Source organism: Marinobacter salsuginis (assembly GCF_009617755.1).
GTDB lineage: Bacteria > Pseudomonadota > Gammaproteobacteria > Pseudomonadales > Oleiphilaceae > Marinobacter > Marinobacter salsuginis.
Map to the genome: position 1 here is coordinate 111,224 of NZ_BGZH01000002.1, position 26,449 is coordinate 137,672.

21 protein-coding genes and 1 tRNA gene are annotated in these 26,449 nt (G+C 56.0%); 11 read left to right on the forward strand and 11 right to left on the reverse strand.

Going from position 1 to position 26,449, the window contains the following annotated elements; translation table 11 throughout:
• Positions 1 to 33: 33 nt before the first annotated feature.
• Positions 34 to 849 (reverse strand): HAD-IIB family hydrolase, encoded by an 816-nt coding sequence (locus GJU83_RS11800; RefSeq protein ID WP_153634463.1) that lies wholly within the window; start codon positions 847 to 849, stop codon positions 34 to 36.
• A gap of 12 nt (positions 850 to 861) precedes the next feature.
• Entirely contained in the window at positions 862 to 1,800 is a 939-nt protein-coding gene (locus tag GJU83_RS11805) for a hypothetical protein (RefSeq protein WP_153634464.1), read from the reverse strand.
• Positions 1,801 to 1,875: 75 nt separating this feature from the next.
• On the opposite strand from GJU83_RS11805, the gene GJU83_RS11810 reads away from it, so the two are divergent.
• Entirely contained in the window at positions 1,876 to 3,330 is a 1,455-nt protein-coding gene (locus GJU83_RS11810) for a protein adenylyltransferase SelO (RefSeq protein ID WP_069184925.1), read from the forward strand.
• A 79-nt stretch (positions 3,331 to 3,409) separates the two neighbouring features.
• Here GJU83_RS11810 and GJU83_RS11815 read toward each other — a convergent pair whose 3' ends face one another.
• Entirely contained in the window at positions 3,410 to 4,924 is a 1,515-nt protein-coding gene (locus GJU83_RS11815; protein WP_008170439.1) for a fumarate hydratase, read from the reverse strand.
• A 183-nt stretch (positions 4,925 to 5,107) separates the two neighbouring features.
• Between GJU83_RS11815 and GJU83_RS11820 the strand changes: the two genes are divergently transcribed.
• Positions 5,108 to 5,881, forward strand: a complete 774-nt coding sequence (locus tag GJU83_RS11820) for an enoyl-CoA hydratase (RefSeq protein ID WP_069184926.1) — start codon at positions 5,108 to 5,110, stop codon at positions 5,879 to 5,881.
• Between the two features lie 306 nt (positions 5,882 to 6,187).
• Complete coding sequence (locus GJU83_RS11825) at positions 6,188 to 9,088, forward strand: MECDP-synthase (RefSeq protein WP_069184927.1); 2,901 nt, start codon at positions 6,188 to 6,190, stop codon at positions 9,086 to 9,088.
• A gap of 354 nt (positions 9,089 to 9,442) precedes the next feature.
• Here GJU83_RS11825 and GJU83_RS11830 read toward each other — a convergent pair whose 3' ends face one another.
• The gene (locus tag GJU83_RS11830) at positions 9,443 to 12,115 is read right to left on the reverse strand and encodes a penicillin acylase family protein (protein WP_069184928.1); all 2,673 of its coding nucleotides are present in this window, start codon (positions 12,113 to 12,115) and stop codon (positions 9,443 to 9,445) included.
• A 117-nt stretch (positions 12,116 to 12,232) separates the two neighbouring features.
• Entirely contained in the window at positions 12,233 to 13,354 is a 1,122-nt protein-coding gene (locus GJU83_RS11835) for a CaiB/BaiF CoA transferase family protein (RefSeq protein WP_153634465.1), read from the reverse strand.
• 195 nt (positions 13,355 to 13,549) lie between these two features.
• On the opposite strand from GJU83_RS11835, the gene GJU83_RS11840 reads away from it, so the two are divergent.
• The gene (locus GJU83_RS11840; protein ID WP_153634466.1) at positions 13,550 to 14,569 is read left to right on the forward strand and encodes an AraC family transcriptional regulator; all 1,020 of its coding nucleotides are present in this window, start codon (positions 13,550 to 13,552) and stop codon (positions 14,567 to 14,569) included.
• 1 nt (position 14,570) lies between these two features.
• Here the strand turns inward: GJU83_RS11840 and GJU83_RS11845 are convergent, their stop codons facing one another.
• Together GJU83_RS11845 and GJU83_RS11850 are read right to left on the reverse strand one after the other, a co-directional pair.
• A complete protein-coding gene (locus tag GJU83_RS11845) occupies positions 14,571 to 15,425 on the reverse strand; it encodes a hypothetical protein (protein ID WP_153634467.1) in 855 nt (284 codons plus the stop codon).
• A gap of 5 nt (positions 15,426 to 15,430) precedes the next feature.
• A complete protein-coding gene (locus tag GJU83_RS11850; RefSeq protein WP_153634468.1) occupies positions 15,431 to 16,906 on the reverse strand; it encodes a DNA recombination protein RmuC in 1,476 nt (491 codons plus the stop codon).
• A gap of 287 nt (positions 16,907 to 17,193) precedes the next feature.
• Here GJU83_RS11850 and GJU83_RS11855 point away from each other — a divergent pair, with 287 nt between their 5' ends.
• The 4 genes from GJU83_RS11855 (at position 17,194) to GJU83_RS11870 (ending at position 20,989) form a co-directional block, all read left to right on the forward strand.
• On the forward strand, positions 17,194 to 17,583 hold the full coding sequence (locus GJU83_RS11855; RefSeq protein WP_153634469.1) for a hypothetical protein: 390 nt from the start codon (positions 17,194 to 17,196) through the stop codon (positions 17,581 to 17,583).
• 145 nt (positions 17,584 to 17,728) lie between these two features.
• Entirely contained in the window at positions 17,729 to 18,526 is a 798-nt protein-coding gene (locus tag GJU83_RS11860) for an ATP-dependent zinc protease family protein (protein ID WP_069184932.1), read from the forward strand.
• Positions 18,523 to 20,040: an inactive transglutaminase family protein gene (locus tag GJU83_RS11865; RefSeq protein ID WP_008170458.1), complete on the forward strand. Its 1,518-nt coding sequence runs from the start codon at positions 18,523 to 18,525 to the stop codon at positions 20,038 to 20,040. The genes GJU83_RS11860 and GJU83_RS11865 overlap by 4 nt, the downstream gene beginning before the upstream one ends.
• A gap of 1 nt (position 20,041) precedes the next feature.
• The gene (locus GJU83_RS11870) at positions 20,042 to 20,989 is read left to right on the forward strand and encodes an alpha-L-glutamate ligase-like protein (RefSeq protein ID WP_039881821.1); all 948 of its coding nucleotides are present in this window, start codon (positions 20,042 to 20,044) and stop codon (positions 20,987 to 20,989) included.
• Between the two features lie 60 nt (positions 20,990 to 21,049).
• Here the strand turns inward: GJU83_RS11870 and GJU83_RS11875 are convergent, their stop codons facing one another.
• Positions 21,050 to 22,642 carry a BCCT family transporter gene (locus GJU83_RS11875; RefSeq protein WP_069184933.1) on the reverse strand — a complete coding sequence of 531 codons (1,593 nt, stop codon included), beginning with the start codon at positions 22,640 to 22,642 and terminating at the stop codon, positions 21,050 to 21,052.
• A gap of 260 nt (positions 22,643 to 22,902) precedes the next feature.
• On the opposite strand from GJU83_RS11875, the gene GJU83_RS11880 reads away from it, so the two are divergent.
• Positions 22,903 to 24,546: an FMN-binding glutamate synthase family protein gene (locus GJU83_RS11880; RefSeq protein WP_069184934.1), complete on the forward strand. Its 1,644-nt coding sequence runs from the start codon at positions 22,903 to 22,905 to the stop codon at positions 24,544 to 24,546.
• A gap of 117 nt (positions 24,547 to 24,663) precedes the next feature.
• Positions 24,664 to 24,740, forward strand: a tRNA-Pro gene (locus GJU83_RS11885).
• Positions 24,741 to 24,784: 44 nt separating this feature from the next.
• Here GJU83_RS11885 and GJU83_RS11890 read toward each other — a convergent pair.
• Positions 24,785 to 25,414, reverse strand: coding sequence for a Crp/Fnr family transcriptional regulator (locus tag GJU83_RS11890; protein WP_153634470.1), 630 nt, complete (start codon positions 25,412 to 25,414; stop codon positions 24,785 to 24,787).
• Between the two features lie 129 nt (positions 25,415 to 25,543).
• Between GJU83_RS11890 and GJU83_RS11895 the strand changes: the two genes are divergently transcribed.
• Positions 25,544 to 25,732: a YgaP family membrane protein gene (locus GJU83_RS11895; protein WP_069183846.1), complete on the forward strand. Its 189-nt coding sequence runs from the start codon at positions 25,544 to 25,546 to the stop codon at positions 25,730 to 25,732.
• A gap of 66 nt (positions 25,733 to 25,798) precedes the next feature.
• Here GJU83_RS11895 and GJU83_RS11900 read toward each other — a convergent pair whose 3' ends face one another.
• Positions 25,799 to 26,164 carry a MerR family transcriptional regulator gene (locus GJU83_RS11900; protein ID WP_008170477.1) on the reverse strand — a complete coding sequence of 122 codons (366 nt, stop codon included), beginning with the start codon at positions 26,162 to 26,164 and terminating at the stop codon, positions 25,799 to 25,801.
• Entirely contained in the window at positions 26,145 to 26,447 is a 303-nt protein-coding gene (ihfA, locus tag GJU83_RS11905; RefSeq protein WP_007151838.1) for an integration host factor subunit alpha, read from the reverse strand. Before ihfA ends, GJU83_RS11900 begins: the two co-directional genes overlap by 20 nt.
• Positions 26,448 to 26,449 lie beyond the last annotated feature (2 nt).

The following is a 26,449-nucleotide window of genomic DNA, read 5'->3' on the forward strand; positions in this document are numbered from 1 at the left end:
GGCTCTCCTCGTTTATACCCGCATTCAAACGGGTCAGTACCCGTACTCAAACAGGAGATTGAGTACGCACTCATTCCAGCCTTCAGGGCCGGGCTTGAGGGAGCGCATGGCGTGCTTTGCCGAAGGCAGCCGCACTTCATCGCTTTTGACACCCCGGATTACCACCGGTATATCGGCCGATTCCAGCATCTGCTGATCGTTGGGGCTGTCACCCAGGGCAATGGCCAACACGTGCGCATCGCCATACTGCTCCCGGTATTGCTCTCTGTATTTGTTTAGCAAGAACCGGGCCCCATCGGCTTTATCGAATATCCCCATGGCATGAAGAAAACGTCCTCCGGCTACTAGTCGAAGGCCCTCCGAGCCTATAGCCGCCTCAAATTCCGCCAGCGCCTCTTCCGATCCCTGCCAGAGCAATGGTTCGGTCCCGAGCCGCTCTTTGGCCCTCACGGCTGCCGCCGAATCCAGGCCCGTCTCTGCCGCCAGCTCGTTTGCGGACATGTCGGCAAAGCTCGTGAATCGAGCTCCCCTCTTACGTTGAGCGCCAAGCACCTCAAGAACCCGATCCCGGGTTGCACCAAAATTCACCACTTCTTCTTCGGCATTACCCAGTGCATGGGGCGGAATAACCACGGCTGCACCGTTTTCGACTATGAACGGATCGTTATTTCCAAGCTCTTCCCTCAACGCCCGGATCTCCGGCATGGTTTTGCTGGAGTTAAGCACCAGGGGTATCTGGGCTGCCTTCAGCCTGTCGAGGGCTGGACCGGCGGCCTGCCAACGGTAATCATCGTGATCAAGCAGGGTGCCATCGAGGTCGGAAAAGATAATCAAATGAGGTCGGGCCATGGCCGTTCTCCGTCAAGACTCACGGAACTGCGGAAGACCGAGGGAGTGGTCCTCGGCCACGTTGATAAGAACATCAGCCCTGCCCGGCATTTCAGCGAGACAGGATCGGGTAACGCGTTCATAGTGCATGACGAAGCGACCGATTTCTTCGTCGTTCATGATGCGCAGATCCTGTGCACCACCATGGAGCTCGCCCTTTTCTGGTGCATTACGGATTTTCGTCGCCAGCTTTTGCTCCTGGAGTCGACGCCACTCAAGCACACACTCCATGGAGGGAGCCTTCAACATAACCAGACAATCGATTTGACCAAAAAACGCCTGGTATTCCCCTTTCAACTGCTCATTAACATACCTGCGCCAGACGCAGTCAGGATCCTCGTTCGCCTCCAGAGGATTTATCGGCTCACTCAGCGCACTGTCTATCTCCGGTCGCGCGCCCAGGCACCAGCCTTCCAGAAGAATGATCTCTGCCCTTCCTCCGAAAACAGGCCAATGCTCACGTGGAACCCTGTCGTCCCTTGATTTGTCGAAGGCTGGAATGGGCGTGGCATCTCCGGGCCCCGCACTGCGCAGACGGTGCAAAATCTGTTGGCCCAACGCTACGTCGTGGGTTCCTGGCACACCCCGGGTCTTAAATAACGGATGTACCCGCCGGGCAAGGGCCTCACGCTCGGCTCTGGTAAGGTAAATATCATCGAGGGAGAAATTGGCAGTGGGGCGATTGCGGTGCCGGAGCAGAATTTCCCGTAAAAAAAGGGTCAACGTGGACTTGCCTGTGCCCTGGGCTCCGTGAATACCAACCACAATGGGCCGCTTTTCCGTATCATGGAGCGCACAGATTCGGTCTGCCAGCGGCAGAATGGTTTTTTCCACCGTTTCGGCGTAGGCGTCGGGCAGGCCCTCCTGTTGAATCAGGGCACTGACGGTTTGTTTTAGTGAGCGATCAGACACGTTGGGTTTCCAGTTTAATGGGTGACTTAAGCGAGACGGCAGCAGAATTCATACCAATGGGAGTATAGGCGTTTTATGAGTGGCAACGATTTTCGAATAGAGCATCGCTACCTGGAGCTCCCGGACAGTTTTTACACCCGGGTTCAGCCCTCACCCCTGAAAGACGCGAAGATGGTGTGTTTCAACCACAAACTCGCAGCCCAGATGGGATTTCGGGCCGATTCCGAATCCGACTGGACCGGCGTGGGTGCGGGGTCTGAACTGCTTGAGGGTATGGACCCGGTGGCCATGAAATACACCGGCCACCAGTTCGGCGTCTACAACCCGGAACTCGGCGACGGCCGTGGCCTGCTCCTCTGGGAAACCATTGGTCCTGATGGACGACGCTGGGACTGGCACCTCAAAGGCGCCGGTATGACCCCTTACTCCCGCTTTGGCGATGGCCGCGCCGTGCTTCGCTCCACCATTCGCGAGCATCTATGCAGCGAGGCCATGTATGGCCTTGGCATCCCGACCACCCGGGCCCTTTTCATGGTGAGCGCCAGAGACCCGGTGCGCCGGGAGTCCATCGAAACAGCAGCGGCACTTGTGCGAGTAGCCGAAACGCACATTCGCTTCGGGCACTTCGAGTTCGCCGCCCACCACGAGGGGCCTGAAACCGTCAAGACGCTACTCGAACACGTGATCTCGTTACACTTCCCCCACTTGATCAATCTGCCCGATGACGAACGGTACAGCCGGTGGTTCGAGGAAGTGGTCGAGCGGACGGCACGAACGATTGCGGACTGGCAGGCGGTGGGCTTCTGCCACGGCGTGATGAACAGTGACAACATGTCGATCATCGGCGACACCTTTGACTACGGCCCCTACGCATTTCTCGATGATTTCGATGCCGGCTATATAAGCAATCATACCGACCAGGGCGGGCGCTACGCCTACAATCGTCAGCCGCAAGTCGGATTTGAGAATTGCCGTTATCTGGCGACAGCCCTGCTTCCCGTGATGGAGGAAGACGATGTGCGCCGGGGGCTTCGCCGCTATGAAGTGGCCTACAACGAGCGCTTCCTCCAGAACATGCGGGACAAGCTGGGCCTTACCATTGAGGATGAAGCAGACCTGAGCCTGATCATGGATACCTTCAGCATGATGCACGAGCATCATGTCGACTACACCGCCTTCTTCCGGGCGCTTTCCAATCTGCATAGCCATGGCCATGGGCCGGTGCGTGATCTGTTTGTCGATCGGAGCGTGGCGGACCAGTGGCTGGAGCGCTATGAGGAACGACTACTGTACGAAACCCGTGCTCACGATGAGCGGGAATACGCCATGCGCCGCGTGAATCCAAAGTATGTGCTGAGGAACTACCTGGCCCAGCAGGTCATCCAGGAAGCCCAGAACGGGGATTACGAGCCGATGAAAGCGTTTCTGAAGGTGCTTGAGCGGCCCTATGACGAGCAACCGGAGAACGAGGCTTATGCGGCATTGCCGCCGGATTGGGGCAAGCACCTGAATATCAGCTGTTCAAGCTGATAGATCTGCAGCAACAGAACGAAAAAGGGCCGGACGATCATTCGTCTGGCCCTTCTCTTTTTTCAGCGACTTCCGGAGATCAGACCGCTTTGGCAGCAATGATCTTCTCGTGCCATTCCGCAGGCCCTGTCTGGTGCACAGACGAGCCGCGGGAATCGACGGCGACAGTGACCGGCATGTCCTCCACCTCGAACTCGTAGATGGCTTCCATACCCAGCTCCGGGAAGGCGACCACTTCGGCGTTCTTGATGGCCTTGGAGACCAGGTAGGCGGAACCGCCCACGGCCATCAGGTAAACCGCGCCGAATTCCTTGATGGCATCGATGGCCACCTGACCGCGCTCGGCTTTACCAATCATGCCGGTGAGGCCAGTCTTCTCGAGCATAGTGTGGGTAAACTTGTCCATACGTGTGGCAGTGGTCGGGCCTGCGGGGCCAACCACCTCTTCACGCACCGGATCAACCGGGCCCACGTAGTAAATGAAGCGCCCCTTCAGATCGACCGGCAGCTCTTCGCCTTTCTCGATCATGTCTACCATCTTCTTGTGGGCAGCATCGCGGCCAGTCAGCATTTTGCCGGAAAGCAGAACGGTTTCTCCCGGCTGCCAGTCCTTCACGTCTTCCGGAGTGACGGTATCCAGATTCACACGACGGACGTTCTCACCCACTTCCCAGGTGATTTCCGGCCAATCGTCCAGGCTTGGCGGCGTCTGCAGGGAAGGCCCGGTTCCATCGAGGGTAAAGTGGGCGTGACGGGTTGCCGCACAGTTCGGGATAATGGCCACTGGCTTGTTGGCCGCGTGGGTCGGATAGTCTTTCACCTTCACATCCAGAACCGTGGTGAGACCGCCCAGGCCCTGAGCACCGATGCCCAGCTCGTTGACCTTGTCGAACAGTTCCAGACGAAGCTCTTCGGCACGATTGGAAGCGCCCCGGGCTTTCAGGTCGTGAATATCGATCGGGTCCAGCAGGGATTCCTTGGCCAGCTCCATCGCCTTCTCGGCGGTGCCACCGATACCAATACCCAGCATGCCCGGCGGACACCAGCCAGCACCCATCTGCGGGACCATCTTCAGCACCCAGTCCACGACTGAGTCAGAGGGGTTCAGCATCGCAAACTTGGACTTGGCTTCAGAACCGCCACCCTTGGCAGCCACGTGCACTTCTACGGTATCACCCGGAACAATCTTGTAATGGATGATGGCCGGGGTGTTGTCCTTGGTGTTCTGGCGCTTGCCGTCCGGGTCGGCCAGTACCGAAGCACGCAGCACGTTGTCCGGGTGGGTGTAAGCGCGACGGACGCCTTCATTGATTACGTCGTCCAGCGGCATATCGCAGTCCCACTGGACGTTCATGCCGACATTCACGAATACCGTCACAATGCCTGTATCCTGACAGATCGGGCGGTGGCCCTGGGCACACATGCGCGAGTTAATCAGGATCTGGGCCATGGCATCTTTGGCCGCCTGGGATTCTTCCTTCTGGTAGGCCTCATAGACGCCCTGGATGAAATCCTTCGGGTGGTAGTAGGAAATGAACTGCAGCGCGTCCGCTACGCTTTCAATCAGGTCGTCCTGGCGGATTACGGTGGTCATAGGCGCCTCATCAGCTTGATATCGTTATGTCGTGTCATCAGAAATCGGGAGGCGAGAGTTTACCAGAAAATCGGTTTGGCGAGTGATTCGACAGATGGCGAAACAAGGATTAAAACCCGTGAAAAACGCCAACAGAAAAAGGTATCATCCTAACCAAACGATAATAACACCCCAGGAGACGCCGTGACTGACCTCGTCCACACCGAAATCAAAGACCGGACCCTCATCGTCCGACTGAACCGGCCAGAACGCAAGAACGCCCTTACCCACGCGATGTATACAGCCATGGGCGACGCGCTGGAACAGGCCACGGATGACACCAACATCCGGTGCGTGCTGTTCACCGGCACCAGCGAGTGCTTCACCGCAGGCAACGACCTGGGAGAATTTGCCGCAGGCCTACCGGGTGATTTCGAGCAGACGCCTGTTGGCCGTTTTCTTTTACTGCTGGCCAGTGCTAACAAACCCGTAGTGGCGTCGGTCAACGGCGCAGCCGTCGGCATCGGCACCACCATGTTGCTGCACTGTGATCTGGTGTTCGCCGGCGACAACACGGCATTCCAGATGCCCTTTGCCAGCCTCGGCCTGTGCCCCGAAGGTGGCTCAAGCCTGTTGCTACCTTCCTGGATCGGCCGGGTGCGCGCCGCCGAACTTCTGATGCTTGGTGGCGCCTTCTCCGCGGAAGAAGCTCTTCGGCTTGGCCTGATCAACCGGGTTTGCGAGCCTGGGCAAACGGAAGCCAATGCCTTCGAAGCCTGCCAGAGGCTCACTGAAAAAGCCCCGGCAGCGATTCGGGCCACCAAGGCGCTTCTGAACAAGCCAACCATGGAAGCACTCCGGGAAACCATGCTGGAGGAGGGACAGCTCTTCGCCGAACGGTTGAAATCCCCCGAAGCTGCCGAAGCTTTCCGGGCCTTCATGGAAAAACGCCAACCGGATTTCTCGCGCTTCGAATAAACGTCGACCAGGCCCCAATTTCCCTGTTGCCGGACCTCGACAAACCGTTATCCGGCAACTATTTTTCTCAAAGGCCGAACTCCAATCGTGCGGGGAGGACTCCAACCACCAGAATCACACTTTTGGCTGATCAACACTTGCCATACTGTCGCTATAGTCAGAGATACAGAAATTGGCTTACAGCGCTGGCTACAATTTCAGACAACAGTTTAAGCAGAACAGGCCACTGACAACGGGCTTACCGGATCAGACCGGCCCCGTCAGCTGCCGAACATAACGACACAACAACAGGAAAAGGTTCCACCCATGTTCAAGAAAACTCTAATAAGTCTTGCCGTGGCGTCTTCCGTTGGACTCACAGGCTGCTTTGATAGCGGCGAGACGGGGGCGAATGCCAATCCGGACTACCAGATTGAAGATACGACGATTGACCGGTCGATTGTTCGTCCGATCTACAACCCTAACCCGATTGCGGAAGAGCCTGCGTTCCCGATCAATGCCGACCTGATCCTGCTGTTGGGCGCAACCCAGAGCGCCAACTATGACTTTACAGGCCTTTCAACTGGCAACACTCCGGCAGATGACGCTGTTAACGATCTCTCGGGTTTTTCCACTTCAGGCGCCTTTACCCTGAAGTTTGACGGTGAGCTGAATCCAGCGACCGTCATGGCAAACGCGACAGTATTTTTGCTCCCACTTAACGTTGGCCCTGCAATTGATTCGGCTCCTGAAGCTCTTCCGAACACCAACCCGACCAGCATCGTTGCAAGTAATCCCTTTGGTCAGGGCTTGGGACTTGAGCAGCCTAATTTCCGCGCGGACCCTGTAAGTGTTGATGGCGGCACAAACAACGCTATCCGCGTTGTTCCGCTTGAACCTTTGACTGAAGGTCAGAAATACCTGGTTGTTGTCACTGACGACGTCCAGGGTGCAAACGGTAAGCCAATTGAGCGTTCCGTTCAGGATGTCGCTCTAGCAGATGGCGTGCTGGGCAACCCCGCACTAGGCAACGTGAAAACCATTCTGCAGACTGCTGACCAGCTGGCGAACGGATTCCTTGCTCAGATGCAGACAGGCTCTGAATCTGCGCTGGCTTACACATTCACAACCAACTCTGACACTGACGTTCTTCGGGCGATGATGGCGCCGGCGGCATATGCGTCGGGACTGGGGCAAAAGATTGGCTTCACTGCCCAATTGAAAGCAATCAGAGACAACTACCCCACTCTCAACTTCTCCCAACTTACAACAAAGCTTGGTGAAATCACCGAGATTGCCGGTCAACTCGGCGCTGGCCAACTTGACCCTTCAACTCTGAGTGCGCAAGAAATCGCCGCCGTTACGGCATTGTCTAACGTGCAAGATGTGTTGACGGCTGACGGAACACAGACTCCGCAGACGACGCTTACGCAGGCCATTGTTCCGGAAATCGGGGACACGATTCACTTGCCAGTACCACGCCCTTCGTTCTTCTATCCGAAAACTGAGGCGGCAGATCTGGCAACCATTCAGGGTCTGGCAGCACAAGATCCTACAAACCCAATTGCACAGGCGGCAGCCCAGGTTCAAGTACATCAGGGCGCGATCACCCTGCCCTACTACCAGAGTCTTCCTGGCGAAACCGGAGCCGGAATTGTCACAGGCAGCTGGACAGGCAACACAAGCATGGAAGCTGGCCTGAATGAGAATCTGACTCCGGGAGACACAATTTTCTCCTTCCTTCGTGATATCGACGGCACACTGAACGTGAATGGCTACTTCCCATTCCCGCAGAAAAAAGCCGATACTACTGTACCAGTCGTGGTGTTTAATCCTTCAACGGATTCGCGCCCAGCGTCTTGCGTTGATCAAGACCCAACGGGAGGATTTAAGCCCAACGGCGTAACTATTTTCCAGCATGGCATTACCGTAGATCGGAGTGTCTCAATGCTGCCCGCCATTCTGTTGGCACAAAGTGCCTGCCAAACGGTTGTAGCAATCGATCAGCCTCTGCACGGGCTTGCTGGAGCGAGCGTAGGCAGGGTTGCTGGCCTATCAGAGCTCGACGAAGAGACTTTGACAACCACCGTACAGGCTACGATTCAGGGACTTGAGGCGCAGAACAATCCAGCCCTCGCACCCGTCATCGCACAACTCAATGCGCTGATTTCTGCTGACTACATCGGCGAGCGACACTTTGGGTATACCGCAAATGCATCTCTGCAGCCGGTACCAGCCCCTCTGGCAGACATCTCATCAGGTAGCCTGTTTATCAATCCTCTCAATATGATGAACAGCCGCGATAACCTGCGTCAGGGCGTCGTTGATCTCCTTAACGTGGCAGCGTCAATCCAAACCTTTGACATTAATGGCGACTATCAACCCTTTGATCTCGTTGGTCCGGGAATCAATGTGAACTTCATTGGTCACTCCCTCGGCGGTATTTCTGGAACCGTTTTCTCAGCGTTGGCTAACAGCAGCCTGAACGGGGTGCTGAATCAGACCTATCAGGATGCCGGGGCTCCCCTTAATAACTTTACGTTCCCGACCCTTGGCTCGGTTGTTCTGCACAACACGAGCGGCCAAGTAACTCGCCTGATTGAGAACTCACCGGCCTTCTCCGGCCAAGTTCTTGGTGGACTGGCTAATGCAGGTGTAACCCAGGGAACCTCTGCTTTCGAGAGCTTCTTCTACGTGTTCCAGTCAATCTCTGATGCTGGTGATCCAGTGAACTTTGCCAAGTCTCTTGGCGCCTCCACTGGAAACCTGCTTGTCACTGAGGTGGTTGGAGACAGCACCGTACCGAACGAAGCTAACGTTAATCCACTCAGCCCCGCATTCTCCGCACCGCTGACTGGCACGGAGCCTCTGATGGCACTGCTGGATCTGGGAGCAGGCGGAACCAATCTTGCCGATGGAGCTGACCTGAACCTCCTTCAGAGCGAAGACGTCTCTGGGGCTTCAGCCACTCCGGTCGCAGTATTCTTTGACGGCAGCAACCCGTGCTCTACCGCCAATCACGGTACTTTTGTAGCGCCTCAAGCGCCAAATGATGCTTGCCCGGGTGGGTTTGCCGTTACCAGTGACGCCTTTACGGTAATGGTCACGCAAACAGCGCAAGCTCTGAGCGGCGGCAACGTGCCAGCTTCCCCCAACAACATCGATGCACTGGGAACCAGTCCGACTCTGGCCAACGCACTCGATCAGGACGAGCAGGCTGCTCCGTAAGGACTGGCTTCTGTCTACCAAGCCCCGGCATCGCCGGGGCTTTTTTTTTGGACGATGCCCGACATGGATCAGACACGAACAATCAATATTCCGAACAGCCCACACGTCCCACAACTCATGCGTCGATTTCAGCGGCTCACGTTTTCTAGAGAAGTTCTTATCATGAGGCTTGTTAACGGCCCTCAGCTGACCAGCGAAGGGGGTGGTGTCGGGCAGGATAGGCAGTAAAGGCGTGGAGATTTCAGGCGTTGCGAGAGCTTAGATGGCACTGCCATTTGTTCTCAACGACATGACCAATAGCAACGAAAAACGCCGCACTTGTTAGGGTGCGGCGTTTTCATAGTGGACTGTTTCTCAATCCGAAGAAATAACAGTCTGACCTTGTGGCAACAGATTCGCCTGAATGTCCTCTTCCGTGAAGAACAGTTGGCGGAACTCCTTGTTGGAATACTGTTCACTTTGATCACTGAAGAAAGGTGACATGGAGTCTGTGGACTGCGAATAACTCACAAGGCCATAAGCCTCCGGACCGTTGTCCGTGAACTCCAGACCAAAATGCCAACTAGTACCTCTGGCCATCAACCAGCCATCAATGCCATCCGTTCCGTCAGACAATCCGGCAGTATTGTCGATCGTTGACGGTGCAATCCGCGGGAAACGCGTGTCTTCCAGGAACGGATCCGTCACCACACCGATCGCGTTGAACGCTCCATCTATGTTGCCGTCACCACCGTGCCAGGGAATTGGCTGAGTCTGGAACACTGGTGTCGCGCCGGAGCCTGGGGCCACGCCACCGGAAGCGCGGTAATACTGAAGGCTTCCAAGGGCATCAGTCGGCAAAATTCCCTGAGATTGCAGAGCAGCCACACCATCGGAAAGCGCCAGAAGCATCGTGTCGCTTGCTGTCCCTGCGTTCGTTTCTGAGGGATCCGCAGGCGTGCCTACCGGATCAGCCGGGCTGAAAGGCGTCGTCAGATCTGAGTCCAGTTCGTTGCGATAATTAGCCATGAAAACACGGAAGATATGAGCACCGACGCTATCCCGGTTGTATAGCCCATCCCAGTTGCTCAGAGACTGACACCAGGACGACAAATCGACACCGTTCACCGCGGTGGTGCCGATGGCATCACAGCGCTGCAGAAGCTCCGGGAGGAACTGTTCTGCATACCATGCCCGGTTGTTCCAGATCACACCAATAAGTTCTTCCGCGCTGAACTTGCCATCCTGCCCTGCTGGTAGCGGCGCGTCCGGGAAGCCAGGATCCATCAGATTCTGCAGCATCTTGATGCCCAGGCGCGTACGGGGATTGATAGGCGCCTTTTCATCACCAAACAGAGGTGAAAAGCCTGTCAGGAACTCGTCCGGATTGGTTGACCAGTAACTGCTGTTGGAGTTCTGCACCCAGTCCGATCTTACCAGCTTCGGCTTCTGGTCATAGGGAACCAGAGGACCACATGCTGTCTCAACCCAGTCCTCCTGGGAAAGCCTGCCATCCAGTAGTGTCACGCCTTGATCAAATAGACCGGCATAAGCGTCGCTACTCGCTCTTCTCAAATTAACGAGGGCGATAGCTTTTTCGGAGAGATTTGGTACCGAACTGCTGTCAATGTAGAACGCATTACCCTGGTCATCAGCGTAGGTAGTATTGGTCCAGAGGGTCGACCCACAGTTCTGGAAGACACTCTGGAACTCTTCAAGGTTGCTGGCTCGGCTCATGCCCAACCAGGTGTCCAGAAGACCGCCCGTGTTGGCATTGGCATCACGATAGGTGTGAGCAACCATTGAAGACGCGTTCAGGGCACCGTTGTCACCCCAGGCTGGCAGCTGATTGCTGACGGCATTGGCGGCGATCATGGGACCATACTCGGAGAAATAGAAGGTTCTCTCCAGCACAACAGGTTGCGGCATCCCCATGTCGACCTCGATTTGATAGGTCTCAGTGGTGATCGGCTTTTCAACCCCGTCCTTCACGTATGTCAGGAATTCTCCATCATCCTTCAGCACCAGCTCATACCAGGTAAAGCGGCGACTGGTCGTAACCGTGTGAGACCAGGCAAGATTCTCGTTGAAATTGATCAGCGGAATTGCCGTACCCAGCAGTCCAGCGCCATGAACATTCAGATAACCCGGCACGGTCATCTGAACCTCGTAGAGGCGCCGATGTCCTGTGTAAGGGAAATGGGGGTTCGCCAACAGAGCGCCCCGTCCCTGCTCGGTCAACTCGCTACCAATACCCCACGCGTTGCTGGCAAGGCCCATATCCGCGAAATTGGTCTGTGATCTCGCGCCGGCCTCTGCGGTAGCCACAACGCTTTTGAGTAGGTTGTTTACTTCCTCAGCATTGGTCACCGAGCTTACTGGTGTAGGTGCAGGACTCGCTGTTGGTGGGACTGCGAGGAACACGGCCCCCGTCGCGAATAACGCACCGCTCGCGTACTGGCCGACAATGCGATAATGGGCCAGCAGATCCACCGGAGTTATCGGCTGCACCCATTCCTGATCCGCACACTCTGCCGGGAACTGGGAGGCATCGGTTTCGTTAACGTAGCGGTTATACCCCTCCGTAAAGCCCTCAATAAGCGCACGGCTCTCCGGGCTTAACGTGGGGAACTCGGCCTCAGCGCCTGCGTATATCTGTTGGGCCTTGAAGCTGAAGTCATTGACGACATTGATACCGACGCCAAATCCTGCATCCGGCCCCGGTCCAAAATACTTCGCCCTTTCGCTTCGGGCCTTGACGACGGCCTCCGCCAGCATACAGACGTTGTCCTGAGCCTGAGCGTATCCGTGCCCGAACGCGGCAGATTTCAGGTCATCAGCAACAATGTGAGGAACGCCACCCGTTGTTCGACGAATGGTTGCCTCAAGCTGACCATCCGAAGGAAAGAGATTGGGATCCACCTCAGCCTGTGAGGGTCCAGAAGAGTCATTGTCGCTGTCAAAACAACCCGCCAGCAAGGTACTGCCAAGCAGGGCGACAGTGAGACTGAGGGCATGTCTGCCACTCGGTGTTTTCCTGAGCTTCATAGTGTTTTCCTTGTATTTGTTCACTACGTTTTCACCATGTCCGGTGACATCTATAAAATTAGCAGAGCCCTCCTTTTCAGCCAGACAAAACTGAACACTTATTCACGTTATTTTCTTCTAAAGAAACTGATCATTATCAGCCCCAAGCATTTTCCCGATCCGGGACGTTTGCGATGGCGTTTTTTCAAACTTTATCGGGAATCCGATCTGCGGCTGCTGAGTGCCGTCTCCCCGGTCAACTCCAATCACCATATCCCGCGCTTTAAGTTGTGGATGCTTGGCCGCCTCCGAGATCGTTAGAACCGGCTCCACGCAGGCGTCCTGGTCGGCAAAGATCTCCTGCCACTCGGCCAGCGGTTTCGCAGCAATTTTTGCCTTGATGGCGGCTTTAAGTTGCTGCTGATGCTCGGGCTTCTGGCTCATGGCCAGGCTTTTCATATCGGAAATACCGAGGGTGTCGCACAGGCGGGCGGAGAATTGGGGTTCGAGGCTGCCTACCGAGAGCCAGCGACCGTCGCTGGTCTGGTAGTAGTCGTAGAATGAGCCGCCGTTGAGCAATGCGCTCTCCGGCTTCTGCTCCTGGCCACCAGCCAGGCAGGCGGCCCCGGCCATGGCGTTCAAAGCGAAGGCGGCGTCGGTCATGCTGATATCAACAAACTGCCCTTCTCCGGTCTGCTGTCGATGGATAACAGCGGCCAGAATGCCCATGACGGCGTGGTGTGAACCGCCGGCCACATCCGCAATCTGGATACCCATCGGCGGCGGCCCGCTGTCAGCCCGGCCGCAGTGACTGCTTACTCCAGCCAGGGAGAGATAGTTGATGTCGTGGCCCGCTCGATCCTTGTAGGGGCCGGTCTGGCCATAGCCGGTGATGGAGCAATAGATCAGGCGAGGGTTTACCGACTTGAGGGCTTCATAGCCGATACCAAGCCGATCCATCACTCCCGGCCGGAATTGCTCAACGACAACGTCATAGTCCTTGACCAATTCCAGAACCTTCTCCCGGCTGCCCTCCTCTTTAAGGTTAAGCCCGAGCGACTTCTTGCCACGGTTCAGAAACCCGTGGGCCGTGCTCACGCCGGCATCGTGGGGTGGCATTACCCGGGTCAGATCCACTCGGTCCGGTGCCTCCACACGCAATACATCTGCCCCCATGTCCGCCAACAGCATGGTGGCGTAGGGGCCGGGCAACAAGGTGCTGAAATCCAGAACTTTCAGCGAAGTCAGAGGACCCGCCATGATAATCTCCTTTTTATTCTCAGGTTTACGCAAATAGCATTCGTTTCCTTCATGCTGCCCGGTTTTGCCAAGCGGGCCAACTGCCGGTTCCTTCATTCCGATTGGCCGTTTCTACCAGTGTGGCCAAACGGCTTCGGTTGCATTGTTCTGCCGGGGTTTTATGATGGGTTTCGTTTTCATGGAATGGCGAGCGTAATGTCCGATCTGACGGTTTCGAAGCACTTTGTACAGGCGGCCCTTGTGGGCGCCGAGCGACTTGGTTTTGATACCCGTGAAATGCTCCGGGAAGCCGGAATCTCTCCCGACCTGCTGCGCATCGAGATGGCGAGGGTCAGCAGTGATCAGTTCAGCCATTTGATGCAGGTGCTCTGGAACCGCATGGGAGATGAGTTCATGGGGCTGGGGCCCAGAAGGGCCCGAACAGGAACCTTTGCCACCATGTGCGCGTTGGTGATTGACTGCCCCAATCTGGAATCTGTATACCGGCAGGCCTTCCAGTTTTCCCGTCTGTTTGAACCCATGGTGTCCATGGAACTGGAGGTTGGCAAGGACAAGGCTCAGCTCGTAACCCGGATAGAGGGCGAGATCAACGATCCGAGCTTTTTCCTGCGGGAGAGTATTCTGGTGATCTGGCACCGACTGGGCAGTTGGCTCATCGGCCAACCCATCGAGCTGGAGAAGGCCGAGTTCGATTACCCTCGGCCGGCCCATGGCGACGAATACCGGCACATTTTCCACTGCCCCCTGGCATTCGAGTCTGACAGAATCGCCCTCACCTTCGACAAGCGCTTCCTGTCTGCGCCCGTCATCCGCGACAAGCCGGAGATGCGGCAATTCCTTAAGACCTCCCCGGCAGACCTGCTATCCCGTCCGGACGAGAGTAACACCTTTACGGGACGCATTCGGGCGCTGATCGGCAGGGATCTTTCGAAGCCGTTGCCGGATTTTGAATGGATTGCAGCGGGCCTGCATACCAGCCCGCAGACACTGCGACGCAGACTGAAGCAGGAGAATACCTCGTTCCAGGAGATCAAGGATCTGTTACGCCGGGATATGGCTATTTACTATCTGAGCCGGCAGGAACTTCCTATTAACGACATCGCCGCCAAAGTCGGTTTCACCGAACCCTCAACCTTCCATCGGGCCTTCAAGAAGTGGACCGGGGTGACGCCAGGCGCCTATCGTGAAGGCGAGCGTGGTGATCTCTCCGATTGACTCAGGCCCCCGAGGGCGCCTGAAGCGAACGGATCAGCTGCCCGAGCGTTTCGGCGATTTCCTGGGCCCTTTCCCGGTTTTCGGCCAGTTGAAGCAGTCGGGAACCATCCCTCGGGTCATAGACCCAGCAAGTTGAGACCGTCGCCTCGCAACGCCATTCCACCCTGGGGTTGATGCCAAACACCGACATCGTCTCTGTGCTTCGCAGTATCCGGCCATCCTCGGCGCGCTTCAGTTCCTGAATCTGGATTTCCTCTCCCTGGGTGCCAAGACGGTATTCAACATCGGCTGGCCGATCGAGCCGCACGACCGCCTGATCACGGCGCCAGCCAGCCAATTCGAGCAGGCTGTTGATATGAAGCGTCAGTGCCTCGCGGTCTGAATCTGCCAGATACAGCTTGCGCAAAGACTCGATACGGCCCTCACCCGCCGGCTCAATGACCGCAACCTGTTCACTCTCACCGGTTGCCTGTGGGGCCAGGGCATTCTGCTTTCGGGTCTTTTCAATGGAAGTGATCAACTGCAGGGATTCCTGGTAGTGGGCACCCTCAGCGCCGGCGCGGCTCACATAGGTCTCAAGAGCAGACTGGGCTTCGTTCAGGTGGGAAGACTGCAGCATCACCCGCCCCCGATAAAAATAGTAATCGGCCGGCTTTTCACCCTCCAGTTGCTGCAAGCGGTTCAGATACTCAGCGGCCTCGCCCCAGTTTTCCGCAACCACTGCCCCTTCGGTAGCGAGCATCAATCTGCGAGTCTCGTGCTCGGGCGCCAGCGCCAGCGCGGGCCCGGACAGGAGCGCGGAAGCCAATACAGCCCCCAGGGCAAAACAGCGACCTGTTCCAAATAATACTGCCATGGCATCTACTCCTGCTCGTTATCTGCACCAATCGCCTGCTTCTCTGAATCAGGCAGGTCGTTGTCCCCTGAATGACGGAATTCTTCACCCTCGTCTACTTCGGCCTGGTCCATTATCCCCTTCGGCAATTCCTTTTTCACCCGAACACCCAGCTCTACAAATCGATTCGCCTGGGAGATCAGGTTGCCGCGCCCACGGGTCAGGGTATTCATGGCCGAATCATAGGTTCCCTGGGCAGTATGCAACTGTGTGCCCAGGCGCTCCATCGCCTCAACAAACACCCTGAGTTTGTCATAAACAGCGCCAGCCCGCTCAGCGATTTGCCGGGCATTCTGGCTCTGGCGTTCGTACCGCCAGATGTTCTCAATGGTTCGCAGTGTTGCCAGCAGCGTGGTTGGCGTTACCACAATAATCTTTCGCTCAAAGGCTTCTGCGAAAAGGTTCTCGTCCTGCTGAAATGCTGCCACAAAAGCGGGCTCTATCGGCATGAACAGCAACACAAAGTCCGGGGAATGGAGGCCGTGGAGCTGGCTGTAGTCTTTTTCGCTAAGGGTACGAATGTGATTCCTCACGGCCTCGACGTGTTGCTTGAGCGCCTCCTCCTTGACCCCGGAATCCTCTTCCTCCGTCACCCACTGCTGGTAGGCCACCAGTGAGACCTTGGAATCGATAATCAGGTTGCGGCTATCCGGCAGATGGACAATGACATCCGGCCGGTAGAGCTGATTTTCGCCGTCGCGATAGCTTCCCTGGGTATCATACTCCACACCCTTGCGCAGACCGGATTTCTCCAGTACCCGTTCAAGGATCAGTTCACCCCAGTTACCCTGAATCTTCTTGTCGCCTTTAAGGGCGCGGGTCAGATTGGATGCTTCCTCGGTTATCTGGCGATTCAGTTCCTGCAGTGACTTGATCTCACTACGGAGGGCCTGACGATCACGGGTTTCGGTGGTGTACACGTCTTCAACCCGCTTGCGGAAGTCCTGCAACTGGTCCCTGAAGGGATTGAGCAGAGTATCAAGGCTGGTGCGGGTCTGCTGGCTGAAACGCTCGCTCTTCTGCTCAAAAATCTTGTTGGCCAGATTCTCGAACTCCGTCTTCAAGGCATCACGGTTACGCTCAAGCAACTCCAGTTTTTCATGGGCGGATCGGCGCTCCTTCTCAATGGTCACTTCCTTCTCGCGGAGCGCGACGCGGGCCTCGCCCAGCTCGCGGGAAAGCTCGTCCGACTTCGCCTGCAGGCTCTGACGCTCGCTCTCCAGCTGTGCCACGCGCTGCTTGCCATTTTCCAGATCCGACTCCAGACCGGCCACCCGATTTTCGAGGGCGGTTGCATGCTGTCGCCACTGTTCAACGTCCTGCCCAAGTCGACCATTCCTGCCCCAGAGCCCTTTCAGAACGATCAAAAGGATTAACACAACCATCAATCCCGCCATCAGATCGGGCCGGGACAAGATCAGTTCCGTGAGGGCTTCAGACACCTGGTACTACTCCTGTTACGGTTCTGTGTTTGATTGAGGAACCGGTGTTTCCCGGCCCCACAACAGTCTACCCCACGAAGGGAACCTTTTGCCCGGCACGCCGTCAATCAGAATGGCGAGGCACTAAGGACCACGACTGTTTGGCATTATTTTAAAGCTCGGGCATCTGCCTCTGGACGGCCAACGTAATATCGTCTAAAAGGGTAAAATGTTCACTCGCCAAGTGGTTATTACCCTTTTTTAACCGCACGGCGGGCCCGAACCAGATCAGAAACGGATAACAGATCATGCTGAAAGAACTGTGGCGAAAACTGGAGGCGGAGTTTCTGCACAATGACTGCTCCGGCCAGGACAGCCAGGCAGGCTTATTCGGCACCCGTCCGAACGGCAACAAGGACGGCTTCAGAATCCTTCCGCACATTACCCACACGGGCGAGTTTCATCTCGAGCGTCTTACCAACCTGCTGAAGGCGCGGTATGGCAAGAGTTTCGGCATGCCCTCCAGCAAGTCTGAGAGTGACCAGGAAATCCGGGAGCTGATCAGCTTCGCAGCCAGAATCCAGGATCAGGATGTGCAGCGCGAACTATTGCTTTTCTACCTTAACTGCTCCCCGGTAATCCAGGAATACCTGCGCGCTGAGACTGTTCTCGGAGAGGGGAATTTCCTGTCACGGTAAACACTACTGCCCCTTAACCATCTGTAAATCAACCACACAGATTGGATGTTGTATACTTCCCTTCCTATTTATCCGGTTTCACACGCATAGACCGTCACAATAGCTCGGTATCGAGCGTGACAGACTGCCAGCTCAGGGGTTCTTAATGGGTTTCAAATGGTATCGGGCTGGACTGCCTAAGCTTTCCGTCACCACACTTGCAGGCATTCTTCTGCTGACGGGATGCTCGGCAGACCGCTATTTCATGGTTCCCAAAACGGATATGAATGAACTCCAGGGATCCATCAAGAGTCAGCGGGCAACTCTCGTTACCATGGAAGAAAACTCAGCGGTCAGGCACGAGCAAGCCATTGCCCAAACCCGCTCTTCGACTCAGACCATACTCGACGCAATTGCCACCCAGGTGGAAAAACCTGAATGTCCGCCAGTGCGGGCCCAGACACAATGCCCCGCAACAGATAATTCGAAAGGGCGTGCAGACCGCCTGAAGGGCAAGGTGATTGTCGGCGAGGTTGAAAACTTCTACCTTGCGGGCCCCGGCCTGATCTACAAGGCTCGCATTGACAGCGGTGCCGAAACTTCCTCGATAGACGCACGCAACATCACCCGGTTCGAGCGGGACGGCAACAATTGGGTGCGCTTTGATGTGCCTGTTCCCGGTGCAGACAAGTTTGTAACCCTGGAAAAAGAGATCTCTCGCCGGGTTCGCGTAATCCAGGCCAGCGCCGATGAAGCGGAGCGTCGGGTCGTCGTCGAGCTTCAGTTTTTTATTGGCGATCACCAACAGGTTGCGGAGTTTACACTTGCCGACAGAACCAACCTCACCTACGAGGTTCTGATCGGCCGCAATATTCTGCGTGACGTCATGCTGATCGATGTCGGCAAGGAATATGCAACCGAGCTGCCTGAATCCATCCGCAACAGCAACGGGAACGAATCGTGACCACCCGCTCGCGCCTGCCTTTTTATATCGCCGTTTTCCTGCTCATCTCTGCGGGCATTTCGCTTGCTGTCTGGAGGCACGTTGAGCTTGGCATACCCTGGCTCACAGGCGAACAACGACCAGTTTGGATGGTCGAGGCCCGCATTGATTTTGACGCAGTGGACGGCTCGGTTCTTGCCAGTCTCAATATCCCCGAGCAACCACCGGGCTTTCGCATCCTGACCGAACAGGCGGCTTCGCCCGGCTATGGCTTTTCCATCATCGACACCTCGGGCAGCCGCCGAGCGGAATGGAGCAAGCGGGAAGTGTCCGGGCCGCAGACTTTGTATTTCAAAGCCCAGTTCATTCCGGACCCAGACGCCGGACCGGAAATCCCGGCGCGCGAACCGAAAACACCGAGGACCTTCTGGGAAGAGCCCGAGGCAACAGCGGTACAGGAAATTCTTAGCCAGGCAGAAGCCCGCTCAAGCACACCGGAAAGCATGACCCGCGAGCTTATCCGGCTGATGCAGCCAGACAGCCGGACACAGAACACAACCCTGCTGGTTTCAGAAGAGAATTACCTGGATCTTCTGGTCGACATGCTCAACCACAGTGGTATTGCCGCCAGAACAGCGGACGGACTGAGACTCGAAGATGCCCGGCGGCGGCAACAGCTGATGCCCTACCTGCAAATTTACAACGGCAAGCGTTGGCTCACCTTCAACCCCAAGACTGCCGAACAGGGCGTGCCTGAAGACCTCCTGCTTTGGCGCCAGGGGGCAGCCTCATTGCTTGATGTGGTAGGTGGCGAGAACTCGGAAGTAAGCTTCTCGATGCTCAGGCAAACGGTTCCTGCCCTTCAACTTGCAACCATGGAATCCGCAGCCAATGGTCTCGGCTTCCTGAGCTTTTACGAACTGCCCATAGAAGAGCAAAGCATGTTCCGAATGCTGCTGTTGCTGCCACTGGGGGCACTGATGGTCGCTTTCATGCGGATTGTTATCGGCATTCGCACCTCTGGCACCTTCATGCCCGTGTTGATCGCAGTGGCCTTTGTCCAGACAACTCTGGTGCCGGGCTTGATCGCGTTCCTGTCGGTGGTATCTATTGGCTTGCTGATGCGCGGCTACCTGTCCAGCCTTAACCTGCTGCTGGTATCCCGCATATCCGCCCTGATCATCCTGGTTATCTTTATAACCGCAGGCCTGAGCATCATCGGCTATCAGATGGGGTTCAATACCGGCATGACGGTCACCTTCTTCCCGATGGTGATCATCGCCTGGACCATCGAGCGCATGTCCATCCTCTGGGAAGAAGAAGGGGCGCATGAGGTCATGGTTCAAGGTGCAGGCAGTCTGTTTGTGGCCATCTGCGCCTATTTGCTGATGAGCGCTCCGTTGGCCGGCCACCTCACCTTCAACTTCCCGGAGCTGCACCTTGTTATTCTCGGTCTGATCCTGTTGATGGGTCAGTACACCGGCTACAAGCTAAGCGAGCTGAGGCGCTTTACGCCAATGAAGGCGTACGACTGACATGGACTGGATATCGCCGAGATCACTCAAGAGGCTGGGAATGCTGAACATGAACCGGCGCAATGTGGATTACATTGCCCGGTACAATGAGCGGTCATCATATCCGTTGGTAGACAACAAACTGAAAACAAAACTGGTGGTTGCCGAATACGGCGTAAAAACCCCGAAACTGCTTCAGGTTGTCCGCCAACAGCATGAGATATCACACTTCCGGGAAATGGCAGAGGATCTGGCCGGATTTGCGATAAAACCGGCAAAAGGGTCTGGCGGCAAGGGGATTACCGTCATAACCGGTCGGGATGGCGATGAGTACATCAAGGCATCCGGGTCGCGGGTAGATTCTCCGTTCCTGGAACGTCATTTGACCAACATTCTGGCCGGGCTCTACTCGCTCGCGGGTACCCCAGATGTGGCGATCGTCGAAAACCTGGTGGAGTCCGCCCCCTCATTGGCGAAATACTCTCACCAGGGTGTGCCCGACATCCGGATTATCGTCTTCCAGGGTTACCCGGTAATGGCGATGCTGAGGCTGGCCACAACCGCGTCTGACGGTAAGGCAAACCTGCATCAGGGCGCCGTTGGGGTTGGCCTGGATATCGGCTCTGGCCAGGGACTGAATGCCGTTCAGTTCAACCGCCCCATAACCCTCCATCCGGACACCGGTCTGGCACTGGAGAATATCCAGATAGAAGCCTGGGATGAGATGCTGGAAATGGCCTCCCGCTGCTACGAAGCAACCGGGCTGGGCTACATGGGGGTTGATCTGGTGGTAGATGCGAACGAGGGGCCACTGCTACTGGAATTGAACGCCCGGCCCGGACTGGCAATCCAGATGGCAAATGGCCGCGGACTGCTTCCCCGACTCCGCGCGATTGAAGCGCTCAAACGTCCACACTTCACGCCTCTGGAGCGTTCACGTTTCGCCATGGAAACGTTTGCCAGTAACTGAGTTAATAGCAAACATAAAAAAACCGGGGCCAAAGCCCCGGTTTTTTATTTCCACGACCCCTCAGGACAGTTCGCCCCGGGCGATCAACAGTTGCCGCTCGTGACTGAGGCCCTTCAGAAGCCCCCAGGTCATGATCAGGAGAACCACCGTAAATGGCAGCCCCGCACTGATAGCGGTTGCCTGGATCGCGCCCAGTGCATCTTCACCGCCGCCAAAGATCAGAGCTGCAGCAATCGCACCCTCGGCAACTACCCAGAACACACGCTGGGCGGTCGGTGCATCAGTCTTGCCACCAGCCGTAATACTGTCGATGACCAGCGAACCAGAGTCGGAAGATGTTACGAAGAACACCAGAACCAGAACGATACCGACAAATGACAGGATTCCAGTCAACGGGAGGTTCGCGAACATCTGGAACGTAGCCAGCGAAACCTCGGTCAGGCCGTTCTCAGCCAGTTCACCAATGCCCTGCTGAATCTGTTCAATGGCGGCACCACCGAAGGCGCTCATCCATACAACAGTGATAACAGTCGGGACGATCAACACGGCAGTGACAAATTCACGAACGGTACGGCCCTTGGACACGCGCGCAATAAACATACCTACGAACGGTGACCAGGAAATCCACCAGGCCCAGTAGAATACAGTCCAGCCCTGGAACCAGGCTTCGTCCTCGCGGCCAAACGGATTACTCAGTTGCAATGCGTTGCCCACGTAATTGGAGGAAGTCACCCAGAGAGTTTCCAGAACCGTCATCGTCGGACCGGCAAATATAACGAACAACAGCAGAATGCCCGCAACGGCCATGTTGATGTTACTCAAAATCTTTACGCCACCGTCGAGCCCCCTGAGCACCGAGATCAATGCGAGGGCTGTGACACCGACAATGATCGCCATCTGGATATTCGTGTCTGCACCCGTACCGAACAGGTAGTTCAGACCGGAAGCCGCCTGCTGGGCACCGAAACCGAGTGACGTTGCCAGACCAAAGATCGTCGCGACAACAGCCAGCACATCGATAATGTGTCCAGGCCAGCCCCACACCTTGTCTTTCAGCAGCGGGAAAAAGGCCGAGCGAATGGTCAAAGGCATGTTTTTGTTAAAGGCGAAAAACGCCAGGGAAAGAGCAACGACTGCATAGATGCCCCAGGGATGCAGACCCCAATGGTACATGGTCGCGCCCATCGCAAGATTACGGGCGTCTTCTGTGTTTGCCTCTACATTGAACGGCGTCTTGTACCATCCCGTGTAGTAAGCCACCGGCTCGGCCACGGCCCAGAACATAAGACCAATGCCCATACCGGCGGCGAAAAGCATGCAGAACCAGGAAAGCGTTGAGAATTCAGGTTTGCAGTCCTGCCCCCCGATGCGGATTTTACCCATCGGCAGGAAGATCAGAGCCAGGCACACCACCACGAAGATGTTGGCACTGATCAGGAAAAACCAGTCAAACGTCGCGATAATGTCCCATTTTGCCCCGTCGAGCAGCTCTTTCGCTGGCCCGGGGAACATCAGGGTGCCTATCACAAACGCAACAACCAGTATCGCCGTAATCGGAAATACCGGTGCATGGAGATCCAGCCCGAACGGAGTGATATTGTCCTGGCCAGCCACGTAATCCGTGGAATATTCGTCTTTAACTACCTCGCCCACGTTATGGAGCCTCCTGAGTTGGTAAATCGTTTATTCAGAATCGGTATTCAGACATTACAAGCGCGTTATCATAATGTTTTGAGTTCAAAACATCAAAACCACGATTATTTTGCCGCCTTGATATTAATCATAGACCATGATCGAAAACGGACCAGCCAGATTCGGGACCAATCGCGACAGGATCCCGCATCGTACGACTAAACTCTTCATCAGCTGCCGCTCTGTTCGAGTCGGCTTTTCCGAGCCAATCAGAGGATCCCATGGAAAAAACAAAGACCTTTCCGCTTCGCTATACCGCCTATGCACTCAGCATTGCCGGATTTTTTGTCTCGCTCGGGCTTGCCCTGGTCTTGGAGGAAGGTTATGTGTTTCCGGTAATATTTGGCGCGTTCGCGGCCCTGGGTACCTACGACCTGATGCAACGAAAACACACGGTCAGCCGGAACTATCCGATCATGGCCAACTTTCGTTATCTGCTTGAATCCGTGGGCCCTGAAATCCGGCAGTATTTCATCCAGTCAGACACGGAAGAGCGTCCCTTTTCACGGGAACAGCGCACCATCGTCTATCAGCGCGCGAAGAATGTTCTGGACAAGCGCCCTTTCGGCTCACAGCTCGGGATGTACGATGAGGGTTTCGAGTGGATGAATCATTCCCTTGCACCCACCCGCCTCAGTAGTAGCGATTTCCGTATCCTGATCGGAAAAAACTGCGACAAGCCCTACAACGCAAGCGTGTTCAACATCTCTGCCATGAGCTTTGGCTCGCTGTCAGCCAACGCCATCCTCAGTCTCAATACCGGCGCCAGGATGGGAGGCTTCTATCACGACACCGGAGAGGGCTCCATTTCCCGCTACCACAAACAGTCCGGCGGTGACCTGGTCTGGGAGATCGGTTCGGGATACTTCGGCTGCCGTCACAAAGATGGTTCGTTCAACGAAGACATGTTTCGCGAGAATGCCTCATTTGATCAGGTCAAAATGATAGAGCTCAAACTATCTCAGGGCGCAAAGCCCGGTCATGGCGGAATTTTGCCCGGCGCCAAGGTAACGCCGGAGATCGCCGAAGCACGAGGCGTTTCTGTTGGCGAGGACTGCGTCTCCCCTGCCAGCCATTCGGAGTTCTCAACACCAATAGAAATGCTGGAATTCATTGACCGGCTGCGGGAGCTGTCCGGAGGCAAGCCCATTGGCTTCAAGCTCGCTATCGGCCACCCATGGGAATGGTTTGCCATCGTTAAAGCCATGCTGGAGACCGGGCGAAAACCGGATTTTATCGTGGTCGACGGCGGAGAAGGCGGCACCGGTGCGGCTCCCCTCGAGTTTATTAATCGGTTGGGAATGCCAATGACCGAAGCGCTCCTGCTGGTTCACAACACTCTGGTGGGTACCAGTCTTCGGGAGGACATTGCCATTGGCGCCGCCGGCAAGATCACGTCGGCCTTCAACATTGCGCGAACCTTGGCGCTGGGGGCTGACTGGTGCAACGCGGCCAGGGGCTATATGTTTGCGCTGGGCTGCATACAGGCGCTCAATTGCCACACCGGGCGCTGCCCGAGCGGCGTAGCCACCCAGGACCCCCGACGCGGCAACAAGCTCGACGTAGAGCACAAGAGCCAAAGGGTATACAACTACCACAAGAATACGCTCGACGCGCTGCAGAACCTGCTGGAAGCCTCGGGGCTCAGGCACCCTTCCGAACTCGGCCCGGAGCACATCGTTCGGCGGGTATCCAAAACAGAGGTGCACTCTTACATGGATCTGTTTCCATTCCTCGAACCCGGGGCCCTGCTGGAGGGAAAAACCGGGCTGACGGTGTTCGACAAATACTGGGAATTTGCCCGGCCAAACACCTTTGAACCACCCGAATTTATCCTGAAACTCCGGGAAACCAAGCTGCGCTAAAAAACGGGCATCAAAATCGCCATCGGATGTTTATTTTTTCCATGGGCTCGTGTAGACTTCGCTCCCGCTAAGCCACTGAGAATACTCTCAAGTTTTTCCAGCTGGCAAAGAGCGAATCGGGGCGTAGCGCAGCTTGGTAGCGCACTTGCATGGGGTGCAAGGGGTCGTAGGTTCAAATCCTACCGTCCCGACCAGATTCCGACAAAAAGCCCGGGCCGAAAGGTCCGGGCTTTTTGCTTCAGGGCTTACCGGGAAACGAACTGGTGAACTCGATCTTTCCTCGGGCAAGCCGCAGCATGCCCTTGCGTTCAAACTCTTTCAGCAGGCGGCTAACCACTTCCCTGGCGGTTCCCAACTCCACTGCAAGTTCCTGATGGGTGATAGTCATGATTCCCTGTCCGACCCTGGCCTCAAGCCACTGAAACAGACGCTCATCCATACGCCTGAAAGCGACCTCTTCCACCAGTAACATCAGGTCATTCAAACGGCGTCCGTAGGATTCCATAATGCCAAGCCTGAAATCGGCAGACTGGTCCATCAGCCGGTCAAACAGCCCCCTGGGCACCATGAATACCTCGGCATCTTCTTCAACCACGGCTTCTGCCCGAAAGCCATCGCCTGTCATCAGACAGCCGATAGACAGTGTGCAAATATCATCAGCCCCCATCCGATAAAGCACGATGCTGTGACCTGACAGGCCGGTCATCTGGACTTTTACGGTTCCATTCAGTACCAGAGGAAGTCCCTGACAGGGATCCCCAGCCCGGAACAGAATCTTTCCATGCTCAAAGTGAAGAGACTGCAGGCTGCTGAGGACTTCTTTGCGAAGAGGCCCAGACAATGTTTCAAGAATGCTGTGTTGCACCATCGACTTTTCCATAGATCATCAGATTAGCTCAGCTCAGCGGCCGGCCTTGTGTGACTTTATCACTGAACCGCCAGCGAGCAGACGCTAAAGTCCGTTCTGTCATCGCATATCAAGCAAGGAGAAAGGATCATGAGCATCAATATGGGATCTGCGGACCGTATCATTCGCGCCATCGTCGGCATTGTACTGCTGGCTCTCGTATTTGTGGGCCCGCAAACACCCTGGGGCTGGATTGGCATTGTGCCCCTGGCAACCGCTTTAGTGGGCAACTGCCCTGCCTATTCGTTGCTGGGCATCAAAACCTGCAGTAAGCAGTAACCATGCGGGCATAAAAAAACCGGGGCAGCCATGCTGTCCCGGTTTTTCTTCAGAGTCTGGTGAACTCTATTTGACGGGCGCGTTCAGCACCTCGAGTACTTCCTCCAGCTCGGTAATCATTTGCCGGATCAGTTGCTTGTACTGGGACGTGTCGTCCTTTACCTCGTGGCTACTGAGTTTCTGCTTGGCGCCACCGATGGTGTAGCCCTGGTCGTAGAGCAGGCTCCGAATCTGGCGAATGGTAATAACATCCGCCCGCTGATAATACCGGCGGTTGCCCCGGCGCTTTACCGGCGACAGCTGGGGAAACTCCTGTTCCCAATAGCGAAGTACGTGCGCTTTTACCGCGCACAGCTCCGCCACCTCACCGATGGTGAAATAGCGCTTCCCCGGAATCGTGGGAAGTTCGTTGTTATGACTGGGTTCCAGCATACGCTTCTACTTTTTGCTTTAGTTTTTGTCCCGGGCGAAACGTAACGACACGCCGTGCACTGATGGGAATCTCTTCACCGGTTTTCGGGTTCCGTCCCGGCCGCTGCTTCTTGTCCCGAAGGTCGAAGTTACCGAAACCCGACAGCTTCACCTGTTCGTTATGGCTGAGAGCGCCTCTGATCTCATCGAAAAAAGCTTCTACCATTTCCTTGGCTTCGCGCTTGTTCAGGCCCAATTCCTCGTACAACCGCTCTGCCATTTCCGCTTTCGTCAAAGCCGCCATTT

What these genes read in the sequence shown, in the direction of transcription:
- GJU83_RS11800 (WP_153634463.1), bottom strand. Translation starts at nt 849, where the DNA reads ATGGCCCGACCTCATTTGATTATCTTTTCCGACCTCGATGGCACCCTG.
- GJU83_RS11810 (WP_069184925.1), top strand. Translation starts at nt 1,876, where the DNA reads ATGAGTGGCAACGATTTTCGAATAGAGCATCGCTACCTGGAGCTCCCG.
- GJU83_RS11815 (WP_008170439.1), bottom strand. Translation starts at nt 4,924, where the DNA reads ATGACCACCGTAATCCGCCAGGACGACCTGATTGAAAGCGTAGCGGAC.
- GJU83_RS11825 (WP_069184927.1), top strand. Translation starts at nt 6,188, where the DNA reads ATGTTCAAGAAAACTCTAATAAGTCTTGCCGTGGCGTCTTCCGTTGGA.
- GJU83_RS11830 (WP_069184928.1), bottom strand. Translation starts at nt 12,115, where the DNA reads ATGAAGCTCAGGAAAACACCGAGTGGCAGACATGCCCTCAGTCTCACT.
- GJU83_RS11835 (WP_153634465.1), bottom strand. Translation starts at nt 13,354, where the DNA reads ATGGCGGGTCCTCTGACTTCGCTGAAAGTTCTGGATTTCAGCACCTTG.
- GJU83_RS11840 (WP_153634466.1), top strand. Translation starts at nt 13,550, where the DNA reads ATGTCCGATCTGACGGTTTCGAAGCACTTTGTACAGGCGGCCCTTGTG.
- GJU83_RS11845 (WP_153634467.1), bottom strand. Translation starts at nt 15,425, where the DNA reads ATGGCAGTATTATTTGGAACAGGTCGCTGTTTTGCCCTGGGGGCTGTA.
- GJU83_RS11855 (WP_153634469.1), top strand. Translation starts at nt 17,194, where the DNA reads ATGCTGAAAGAACTGTGGCGAAAACTGGAGGCGGAGTTTCTGCACAAT.
- GJU83_RS11860 (WP_069184932.1), top strand. Translation starts at nt 17,729, where the DNA reads ATGGGTTTCAAATGGTATCGGGCTGGACTGCCTAAGCTTTCCGTCACC.
- GJU83_RS11870 (WP_039881821.1), top strand. Translation starts at nt 20,042, where the DNA reads ATGGACTGGATATCGCCGAGATCACTCAAGAGGCTGGGAATGCTGAAC.
- GJU83_RS11880 (WP_069184934.1), top strand. Translation starts at nt 22,903, where the DNA reads ATGGAAAAAACAAAGACCTTTCCGCTTCGCTATACCGCCTATGCACTC.
- GJU83_RS11890 (WP_153634470.1), bottom strand. Translation starts at nt 25,414, where the DNA reads ATGGTGCAACACAGCATTCTTGAAACATTGTCTGGGCCTCTTCGCAAA.
- GJU83_RS11895 (WP_069183846.1), top strand. Translation starts at nt 25,544, where the DNA reads ATGAGCATCAATATGGGATCTGCGGACCGTATCATTCGCGCCATCGTC.
- GJU83_RS11900 (WP_008170477.1), bottom strand. Translation starts at nt 26,164, where the DNA reads ATGCTGGAACCCAGTCATAACAACGAACTTCCCACGATTCCGGGGAAG.
- ihfA (WP_007151838.1), bottom strand. Translation starts at nt 26,447, where the DNA reads ATGGCGGCTTTGACGAAAGCGGAAATGGCAGAGCGGTTGTACGAGGAA.